8 protein-coding genes and 1 pseudogene are annotated in these 7,634 nt (G+C 54.9%); 2 read left to right on the forward strand and 7 right to left on the reverse strand.

Annotated elements, in window-relative coordinates:
• From AC27IQ_RS16135 to AC27IQ_RS16165, 7 genes are all read right to left on the reverse strand, one after another.
• On the reverse strand, positions 1 to 201 hold a 201-nt coding region (locus AC27IQ_RS16135), incomplete at its 3' end, for a DUF2946 family protein (RefSeq protein WP_487090057.1).
• 1 nt (position 202) lies between these two features.
• Positions 203 to 757, reverse strand: coding sequence for a GbsR/MarR family transcriptional regulator (locus AC27IQ_RS16140; protein ID WP_487090058.1), 555 nt, complete (start codon positions 755 to 757; stop codon positions 203 to 205).
• Between the two features lie 524 nt (positions 758 to 1,281).
• Positions 1,282 to 3,309: a xanthine dehydrogenase family protein molybdopterin-binding subunit gene (locus AC27IQ_RS16145; RefSeq protein ID WP_487090059.1), complete on the reverse strand. Its 2,028-nt coding sequence runs from the start codon at positions 3,307 to 3,309 to the stop codon at positions 1,282 to 1,284.
• A 10-nt stretch (positions 3,310 to 3,319) separates the two neighbouring features.
• Positions 3,320 to 3,772, reverse strand: a complete 453-nt coding sequence (locus AC27IQ_RS16150; RefSeq protein WP_487090060.1) for a (2Fe-2S)-binding protein — start codon at positions 3,770 to 3,772, stop codon at positions 3,320 to 3,322.
• Positions 3,773 to 4,029: 257 nt separating this feature from the next.
• Entirely contained in the window at positions 4,030 to 4,296 is a 267-nt protein-coding gene (locus AC27IQ_RS16155) for a c-type cytochrome (RefSeq protein WP_487090061.1), read from the reverse strand.
• 265 nt (positions 4,297 to 4,561) lie between these two features.
• Entirely contained in the window at positions 4,562 to 5,515 is a 954-nt protein-coding gene (locus AC27IQ_RS16160) for a GlxA family transcriptional regulator (protein ID WP_487090062.1), read from the reverse strand.
• A gap of 49 nt (positions 5,516 to 5,564) precedes the next feature.
• Positions 5,565 to 6,713, reverse strand: coding sequence for a DJ-1/PfpI family protein (locus AC27IQ_RS16165; RefSeq protein ID WP_487090063.1), 1,149 nt, complete (start codon positions 6,711 to 6,713; stop codon positions 5,565 to 5,567).
• Between the two features lie 329 nt (positions 6,714 to 7,042).
• Between AC27IQ_RS16165 and AC27IQ_RS16170 the strand changes: the two are divergent.
• Both AC27IQ_RS16170 and AC27IQ_RS16175 read left to right on the forward strand, forming a co-directional pair.
• Positions 7,043 to 7,219, forward strand: a pseudogene (locus tag AC27IQ_RS16170) (transposase); the annotation flags it as partial.
• A gap of 221 nt (positions 7,220 to 7,440) precedes the next feature.
• A partial coding sequence (locus AC27IQ_RS16175) for a DUF2946 family protein (protein WP_487090064.1) occupies positions 7,441 to 7,634 on the forward strand: 194 nt, incomplete at its 3' end.

A 7,634-nucleotide genomic window follows, 5' to 3' on the forward strand; every position in this document is an offset into this window, starting at 1 on the left:
AGGAGGCTTCTGCTTCTCGGGTGCCTGGTCGGCGTCCAAGGCTAGCAGTTGGGTGCCGGTGGAGGTGCAAACCTCCACCCAGGCTTGGCCGGTCGAGGATGCCAGCCAGTTGGTCAGCGATGGCGCGACAGATCCGAACAGGACCGCGAATGTCGCGATCCACAGGATTCGATTCTGAAAGCGCCGAAGCACGTGGGACATGTCAGCCGTCGGTGCCCGTCGAATTGCCAAACATCCGGTCCTTGGCCGACAGCAGTTTCTGCACCTTGGAACCCATCTTCATCAACTGGGCCATGGATTCGGGAGACAGGCGTTGCAAATCGTCGAACCAGTTGTTGGCCAAATCCACCAGTTCGTGCATCTCGCGCATGCGCTGCTGCGCGAAGGCGTCCTCCGGAGACGCCGTCTTGCCTAGCAGGGACTCCCGCAACACCGAGAGCGTGGGCGCGACCTCGCGACGCCGCCGTTCTGCCGCCACGACACGGAAGATCTCCCAGACATTGCCCAGCGACGAGAAATACTCGCGCCGGTCGCCGGGGGTTCTGCTTTGTCTCACCAAGCCCCAGGCCTGGAGCTCCTTCAAGCCGATGCTAACGTTGGAGCGAGAGATGCCCAGTTGCTCGCCGATGTCGTCCGCATTGAGTTGCCGCTCCGTGACGAACAGCAAGGCATAGATCTGACCCACCGTTCGGTTGATCCCCCATCGGCTGCCCATCTCGCCGAAGTGGCTGACGAAGGTTTGTACTAGGGGGGTCAAAGCAGGTGGCTTTTCGAAATTTCTGAAATGTGAGAAGAATTATCTCACGGCTCCTTGCGCTTTATCAATGCCCCCTACGCATCGACAGTCAAAGCGCATCAGGAGTCGATGCGAGCGGCACGCGCAGCATCGGGTCCAGCAGGCAGAGTTGCATGCAATGTGCCTCAAGTGGCATCCACGACCGCGCGGGCAGTATCGCCCCGCGGGGGGATGAGAGCAAAGATATGCTCAGCTGGCGACATTGTTCATTGGTACCCGCTTGAAGCGTAGCATCGACATTCGTGGAACTTTGCTTTGCTTTGCTTTCCCTATGGCGTTGTGCGTTTGGAGTTTTCGTCTTTTCGTTGGCCGCTCTTAATTGCCTTCATGCCATTGCCTGGATAACCCGAGCTGGATGCAAAGGAATTTGCCGAATGCGCCGCCCTGTCAATGTTGCAAAAGCGTTGGCAATCGCCGCAGGAACGACGATCGGGGAGGACTCTGCTACACCAGCTGGCGGTTCCGAGCTCAGTATCAGTTCCACGTCAATCTCTGGCGCCTCGGCCATCCGGAGAATTGGGTAGTCGAAAAAATTGCTCTGCTCTGCTCGCCCATTCTTGAACGTAATGCGCTCTTTTAATTGCCATGCTAGCGCCGAAGATAAGGCCGCCTTCGATGCTAGCCTTCGTTGTGTCGGGTTGGATAATTAATCCTGCGTCCAGAGCGGCCCACATGTTGTGCGCTGTGATAATGCCGCTAGTTCGATCCAAGGATATTTCGACTACTACGGCGATAAACGCATCCCCATAGTCAGAGTAAGCGATTCCCTTTGCCCGACTTGGCGTCTCGATACCCCAGTTACCCATTGCCGCAGCGCGGTTCAGAACATGCAATCCCCGGGGCGAATCTTTTAGAAGTCGCCTTCGAAACTCGACGGGATCGATTCGCTGCTCTGAAGCCAGCTCATCGACGAAACTCTCAACCGCAAAGCGATTGACAGGAGCACCTACACCTCGCATTGGTGCGACCCTCACGACGATGGGCTGTTGTGCAAACTCTATCAGCTGATTCGGAATACCGTAACTCGGTATATTGCTCCCCATCATTGCAATAAAAGGCATCTCATTCGAGGCTTTGTAGCGAGGGGGGTCCGTCGTAACTAGGGGATCTTCACAAGCCACACGGTGCTTCCACGCGGAGATGCTCCCATCCGAGGTAATAACCGCGTTGAGTAACTGCGCTGTCATGGGTTTGAAGCGCCCTACCTTGACATCCTCGTCTCGCGACCAGACGACCTTGATCGGCTTTCCAAGATCACGCGACAAGAGAGCTGCATCCACGACATAGTCCTGGTCATAAGCGCCTCGCCTGCCAAAGGCACCGCCAGAGTAGCTGCGGTGCAAAATAATCTTTTCTGGCGCAGTATTGAGCGCCCTGGCGACAGCTTGCACTGCGTACACCGGAGCTTGCGTTCCCGCCCAAACTTCTGCAGACTTCCCGTCCGCTGAAACGCTGCAAACGGCGTTCAGGGGCTCAATTTGAGCGTGATAGAAGTAATCCGATGAGTACTCGCGTTCGACTGTTTTTGGGTTCTTGGCCATGGCTGCGGCCACGTCACCCTTCTTATCCCAGACTCGCGTAACCTGTTTGCTGTCTCGCGCCACGGCGACGTAGCGCTCATGTGTCTCTCCATCGGAGAAGTTCGAGGTGTCTGTTTTTGTCCAGAGGACCTCGACTTTGTCCCGAGCAGCCAAGACGGCCGACATTGATCGACCCACTATAGCAACCGAGTCTGCCCCTAACTTGCGCACCTGTAAGCCTTTCGGCAAGCGCGAGGTAGTTCGAAATTTTTCCACCCGTGCGCCCATCACCGGCGAACGAATGATCGTCGCCTGGAGAAGGCCCGGGATCTGCGTATTTATGGCATATGCAGCCGTACCATCTACTTTTGAGGGGATGTCCCGGCGAAGTACGTCTTTGCCGATAAGCCGAAAACTCGCTATAGGCTTGAGGTCTTCTTTCTTGATTTCTGGAGGCACCGGCATTTCGGTAACTTGACCGGCTAGCTCCCCATAGGTCATTTGTCGACCGGATTTCAGATGTAGTAAAACACTGGGCCGAGTCGAAACCTCTTGGCTTGGCACATCCCAAAGCTTGGCCGCAGCCATCACCATGGACAACCGTGCACTTGCACCAGCCATACGAAGTGAGTCGTAATAACCCACGATCGAGTAGCTTGCAATCGTGAGCATCAGGTTAAAAAGCTTTGGGTTGCCGTACAACGCATCGTCCGATGGAGACATCTCTATCCTGACTTTGGACCATTCTGCGTCTAGGTCCTCTGCCACGAGCAGTGGCAAGGCAGTCAAGGACCCTTGACCAATCTCGGACGCTGGCGCATAAATTAGGATAGTGTCATCAGGGCGGATATGAATCCATGCGTTAGGTTTAAGGCTTTCTGCCGCCGCCGCGGCGACTGCTCCAGATCCCGAAGCGGGCAGACAAATGGCAAATCCAATTCCCGCGGCTGCGCCAAGGATTGCTCTGCGGGTTGGCATATTTTCGTTGTGCATCGCAGTCGCCTCAGGTTTGCGAGACACGCTCGATCGCCTTGACGATGCGAATGTAGGTGCCACAGCGGCACAAGTTGGTCGTCATGTGTTCTTTGATCTGACTTCTCGTTGGGCGGGGATTGGTTGCAAGAAGATCTGCGGCACTGACGAGCTGTCCGGACTGGCAGTAACCGCATTGGGGAACACTTTCCTCCACCCAGGCTTTTTTGAGCGCAACACCTACAGAATCATTGAGTCCTTCCACCGTCGTTACCTTGTGACGATGTGCGGCCTCGATTGGCACTTGGCAGGAAAATGTTCGACTGCCATCCAACAGCACCATGCACGCCCCACACTGGGCGAGCCCACATCCGAACTTTGGACCGCTCAGCTTGGCTTCTTCGCGTAAAACCCACAGAAGACGTGTTCCCGGCTCGGCCTCAACAGTTGTCCGCTTACCGTTCAGATTCAATTCGTATTTCATGTGTTTCCTTTAATTTTGGTGTAGCGGGCTGTTCTCAACTCTTCACCAACTGGATGCATTTGATAATGCGGCCAAGCAGAAATTTCTACGACATCTGCCGGTCATCGCAGGAAATTCGAACTCTGCACATGTCGACAATGCGCTTAGCTCTCATTGCAGGAAGTCACGGACAACCGGGGTAGCGTAAACTGCGGCGGTTCATTCTTGACGGGTAAAGGGTATAGTGAAGCGAGAAAGAAAATATCTTATCGATCACATTACTTAAGCGATGACACCCAGGCTGCCAACTTCTTAGCATCTGCTTCGCTAACCTGCGGATTGGGCGGCATCGGCATCGGGCCCCATACCCCGCTGCTGCCTTTCATGATCTTTGTGGCCATCAGTGACTGGGCGTCCTTTTTGCCAGCGTACATACGGGCCACATCTTTGAATGCAGGGCCAACAAGTTTTTTTTCTACACCATGACAGGCCATGCAGTTTTTGGATGCGGCGAGCGACTGGTCTGCTGAAGCTGGAAACGCCAAAAAGTGCTGCCACTGTGGCCAGTGCCGAAATGATTATGCGAAGATTTAAATTCATCGTGTTGTCCTAAAAAAAATGACCGGAATAAAGATTTTTACACCTCGGCTAAAAGAGCAGGCCAATTCCAGCCACTTATTCTGGATCATGGGGGAGATCACAGAAATGGTTAATGCAAACTGCGCCGAAATAAAGCGCGCAAGCATTGATGAATTACTCAAAGAATGCATACGCCCTATGGCTCCTGAAAAACCACAAAGCAGGCTCCAATTAATGGTTTTTATCGCTCGATCGGGACAGGCGCCGAACGGCCTGAGGAGGTTGCCCAAAAATTCGAATGAAGCTCTGACGCATCCGACCAGCATCGCTAAAACCTACTGATTGGGCGACCTTCTCCAGCGACTCTCGCCCTGCCTCAACTCGAGGGCGGGCGACTTCGGCTCTCATTCGCTCTATGGCTTTGGCGGGCGTTATTCCGGTCGTCGCCTGAAATGCACGCCCGAACTGCCGGACGCTCAGGTTGGCCACTTCAGCCAGCCGCTCGACAGGTAAAGGGTCGGCAAGATGTGTCCGGGCGTATGCGAGCACCAAACGTATCCGGTCCGAGTCCGGATCGAGGTCAAGAAGCGAAGAGTGCTGCTGTTGGCCACCAGCGCGTCGGTGATAGACCACTAGCATTCGGGCAATTGCTAACGCCGCCTCTCGCCCTACGTCCTCTTCTACCAGGGCCAAAGCCATGTCGATACCTGCAGTGATACCTGCGGAGGTCCAGACATTGTCATCCTTAATGAAGATCCGGTCGGCGTCAACATACACGGAGGGGTGCTTGGCTTGGAGTTTCGCGGCGTGCATCCAGTGAGTTGTGGCCCTCACTCCATCAAGAATTCCCGCAGCCGCTAAGATAAACGCACCCGTGCAGATACTTGTCGTTCGCCGAGCGAGCGCAGATGCCTTGCGTACGAAGTCGATCATGTCTGGGGGAAACGACTCTTCAAGTATGTTCCCGCCAACAACAAGCAGCGTGTCGAGCGGCTGCAGCGCCAAAGGAGCAGTATTAACGGCCAGTGTGGTAGAGCTATCTACCATACCTCCATTCATTGACATGACTGTCAGCTGATAAGTGCCTGGATTGTGCTGCTCCGCCCAATTGAATACCTCCAGTGGCCCGCTCAAATCGAGTAAATTGAAGCCAGGTGATACTAGAAATGCCACTTGTCGGGTCATCGGCGAGCTTAATAGATATTGCCACTCATAAAATATTGCAGATCTGCGATCAATTTACTAAGTGAGGATATTCCATAAACAACGTTACATTCCGCGCCGCATGGCGGCCATATGTCTTTGAGATATCGATCAGAGCGATATCCAGCGCGCGCATTGCCTGATTTCCAGTGAGCGGCGCCAAAATGCGGTCTACCGCCTTGGAACTGCCAGCAACAACGTCGGGCAGTAAGACCAAGCCATGGGCCAGGTGCACTGGCGCACTGCTCGCCGCAGTGGAGAGGGCCGTAGTAACGCCGTTGGTGGTGTAGGCTTCCGCAGTCAGTGCAAGCGCAATCTCATCATCCCCCTTCTTGACTGGAATGCCGAGTGTGATTTGCGGCTTCGTATCGCGGTTTGGCATGGTCGCATTGCCTGGATCGACCTGAAACGCATCGCTGTTGTGTTTCGAGTTCCAACCGTTGATGCCGACAGCAGAGGCGACCTGGGCGGCCTTTGCGTGGCCAGCAATTGCTTCGACGAGAGCGATGGAGGTCGGCATTGAAGCGGTGACGCCAGCGCTGGAAACTACCTTGCCGTCGGCAACATAACGGATATTTTTCTGCCATTTCACTTTCGGGAAGAGCCTCGCTCGCATCTCTTCATTGCTGTAATGCGAGGTTGCCCTACGGCCATCGAAAAGACCGGCTTTTGCAACGACCAAAGCGCCATAGCAAATACTGATTACAGTACATCCTTTGTCGCCCTGCTCCCGCACCCAATTCACAAGCTTAGAGTCGTTGAAGTTTTCGACCGCTGGCACGAAAAGATAGTCGGCTCCCTTCGGGTAACGCTGATCAAAATCGTCGACCGTCGAATCGAGATCAAAGGTAAGTGGGTGCATCTTCACTGGACCAGGCTTGACGGAAACTGACACTACCTCGGCCACCTGCGACCGCGCCATCACGCCGAATGGAATGCAAAAATCGCTAATTACGGTGCCCTCATTGAGAGCGACAACAGCGACCAGTGGCTTGGTACGCCCGAAACGCGGTTGATAGGTTTCGATTTTTTCCAGGTTTCGGTTGTTGGAAGCGTCAAACGCAAACACTCTCTTTGAGACCTCCTGGGCATCGGCTCCATTGCCGGCGAGCAAAAGGCTGCCAATCGCTGTGCCCACGGAGGCAATCGCCGTGCGCCGAGTCATAGCAACTTCATTCATGTGTGTCCCTTTTGCTCATAAGAGCGTGAAGGTAGCATCGACCAGATGGTGTCGCATAGGACGAAGATCGGTGTTTTTCGGCCATCGAAACACAACCCCAACGCAACTCTTGTTAGGCGTAAATAGCTGGGCGGATTCAAAAGCGAAGTTCAACATCTGCCACCCCATGCGGTCCACGGATGCCCCCCCCGCTCCCCGTCCCATCACTACTGTCATTTGCAGCCCGAAGACTGCTTCACTATTGCCAGCTCCGAAGGAGCAGTGACCTGCCCGGTATCTCCGAGACACTGATTTCCAGAGAAGACGACTCCATCCCCCGTTGAGCCCATGAGAAGAGTCGACTCACGGAAGAGCAGATGCTGGCGATCCTGCGCGAAGCGGAACGCACCACGGTGGCCGAGGCCGCCAAGAAGCCCGAGGTCAGCGGACCCACGATCTACGCCTGGCGCAAGCACTTCGGGCAGTCGGAAGTCGCTGACGTCAAGCGCATCAAAGCGCTGCACTTGTAGAACGGCCGGCTCAAGAAGCTGCTTGCGGAGCACGATCTGGACAGCCCATAACCGCGCATGGAGATTTTTTGAACACGAACATAGGTGACAGCCCTCTTGGTTTTTTCTATAATTCCAAAGTTTTCTGAAATTTGAGAAATTACCACCTGATGTGCGGGCAAGTTCTTACCGAACTTTTTGCCCCCCACATGCTCAGTACCAGCTGTAGCCGTTGCTGAATGACTCTGCGCCGAGCCCGTATCTCCATACTCTGGATCGCCATCGTCGCCGTCCTGTGGGGTGTGCTCGCGCCGTCGCTGACCAACTGGCTGGCATCCTCGACCGGCCAAGCCTGGGTGGAGGTTTGCACCTCCACCGGCACCCAACTGCTAGCCCTGGACGCCGACAGGCCCCCGAGAAGCAGAAGCCTCCT

This window comes from Acidovorax sp. KPB24-07 (genome assembly GCF_057543315.1).